Source organism: bacterium, from assembly GCA_016873475.1.
In the GTDB taxonomy this organism is placed as follows: Bacteria; Krumholzibacteriota; Krumholzibacteriia; order JACNKJ01; family JACNKJ01; genus VGXI01.
This window is the reverse complement of record VGXI01000390.1, coordinates 1-1,820: the sequence shown is the minus strand read 5'-3', so window position 1 is coordinate 1,820 and position 1,820 is coordinate 1. Positions and strand designations below refer to the sequence as shown.

General features: G+C 72.5%; 3 protein-coding genes. 2 read left to right on the top strand and 1 reads right to left on the bottom strand.

Annotation, left to right across the window (positions count from 1 at the left end; translation table 11 throughout):
* Window positions 1-224: 224 nt before the first annotated feature.
* On the top strand, window positions 225-734 hold the full coding sequence (locus FJ251_16055; protein ID MBM4119214.1) for a hypothetical protein: 510 nt from the start codon (window positions 225-227) through the stop codon (window positions 732-734).
* Here the strand turns inward: FJ251_16055 and FJ251_16050 are convergent.
* Complete coding sequence (locus FJ251_16050; GenBank protein MBM4119213.1) at window positions 677-1,264, bottom strand: sigma-70 family RNA polymerase sigma factor; 588 nt, start codon at window positions 1,262-1,264, stop codon at window positions 677-679. The genes FJ251_16055 and FJ251_16050 overlap by 58 nt on opposite strands.
* A gap of 126 nt (window positions 1,265-1,390) precedes the next feature.
* On the opposite strand from FJ251_16050, the gene FJ251_16045 reads away from it, so the two are divergent.
* Window positions 1,391-1,820, top strand: a 430-nt coding sequence (locus FJ251_16045) for a hypothetical protein (GenBank protein MBM4119212.1), incomplete at its 3' end; no start/stop codon positions are given.

Sequence of the window (1,820 nt, the reverse complement as noted above, 5' to 3'; positions counted from 1 at the left end):
TTGCGGCGCGGGCGGGCGAACGAAATCGGGCCGGCCACGACGGGAGGGCTAGCGCGCCGGAGGCCCTCGTGCAAGGAAGAACCCGTCCAAGCCGGCATTCTCCGCAGCCCGTTCCCCAGCCGATGGCCCCCGAGCAAGGGATCGCACTTAGCGCGGCCAGCGCGGCCACCTGGCTGCTGGCGCTGGGCCTGGATCGGCTGGTCCACTGGCGATGCGAGGGGCCCTTGGGCCTTCGCCTCCACGCGACCGACGAGGCGCAGGACGGCGGCGAGGACTGCTTCTCGCGAGAGCTGTCCCCGCGGCTGCTCGAGCTGGCTCAGGCGGCGGTCGCGGGAGCGCACTGGCTGGGCGGCTGGAGCGCAACTCGACCTGGTGTGATGCTCAGCTGCCATGTCAACCTCGGCGCGCGCGAAGCAATGGGCGGAACGCCTCACGGATTGCTCGTCGCGATGCGCACGGAGCCGCCGCTGCTGCGCGTGCTCGGCGTCGGACTAGCGGCGACGAGCAGCGGCTCCATCCGACTCTTCTGCCTACCCGAGGGGGCGAGGCAGCTCGAGCTGGAGCACGACCTGGATCTGCGACTACTCCTGGGTCGGACGCTCGACCAGAATCCGCTGACGAGAGGCGAGCACTTGGCGGCAGCGCCACCGCCTGTCAGCGGGTCAGAGGCGGCGACTCAGGCGGAGCCGCCGCCCGACGAGGACTCGGGGCCCTTGGGCAAGCGCTCGGCCTGAGCGAGCTGCGTGCGCAGGCGTTTGAGGCCTTCGTGCAGGCGGACGCGCAGCGTGCCCTCGCGAACGCCGGTCAGGCGGGCGATCTCGGCGAAGCTGAGCTGGTCACGCAGGCGCAGCAGGAGGATTTGCCGCTGCTTGGCCTCGAGACCCGCAAGGAGGGCATCGGCGCGCGCGATCTCGGCGAGTACGATCACCTGCTGCTCTGGACTGGGCTGAGGGGCGGCGGGCTCTTCCAACAGCTCCGCCTGCGGGCGACGCCGGCGTAGCCAGTCGATGCAGCGCGCGGCGGCGATGGCCTTGACTAGCGCGGGCAGGCTGCTGCGAATGGTGAAGTCAGGGCGGGCGGCCTGCCGGAGCAGGGCGAGCAGGGTTTCCTGGACCAGGTCCTCCCGCTCGCGCTCTGGGATGCCCAGGCGCCGTGCGGCCACGACCGCGCGCGCCCAGCGCTCGGCGCGGCGGACGGCGGCCGGCTCTCCCCGTAGCAGGGCCCGCAGTTCGCGATCGTCGGCATTGCCGGGCACGCGCACCACCCGTCATTGTGAGTGTTGCCTTGATGGGAGAACCCAGGATACGATGACGACCTGATCCGAAACAAGCGGAACGGCTCCTGCCCGGGTGCCGCCTCGCTCCCCGCTGCCCCCACGCAGGATGGCGGCATGAATCACGACGAGGCCAAGCTGCTGCTCAGCGACTGGCTCCTCGAGGAACTGGATGCGGACAGACGCCGGGCGGTGGACGCGCACCTCGCCGTCTGCGCGGAGTGCCGCGAGTTGCTGGCCGGCCTGCGGACACTGCGTGCGGAGCTGGCCGGGGGCCATCCCGCAGTGGGGGGCGAGCACCCGACGGCCGACGAGCTGGTGGCCACCTTCGATCCCGCGGGCGCGCTGCCCACGCCGCGGATGGCGGCGATCGCGCTGCACCTGCGCGACTGCGCCGCCTGCGCCGAGGAAGCGCGGGTGCTGAGGCCGCTGCTCCCCCGGCCCCGGCGCCAGTTTGCGCATCCCGCCTACCTGGCGGCGGCCCTGCTCGTGCTGGTGGCGGTGCTAGTCGGCTGGCGCTGGGGCGCCTTGTGGCGCGTGGGGGCGC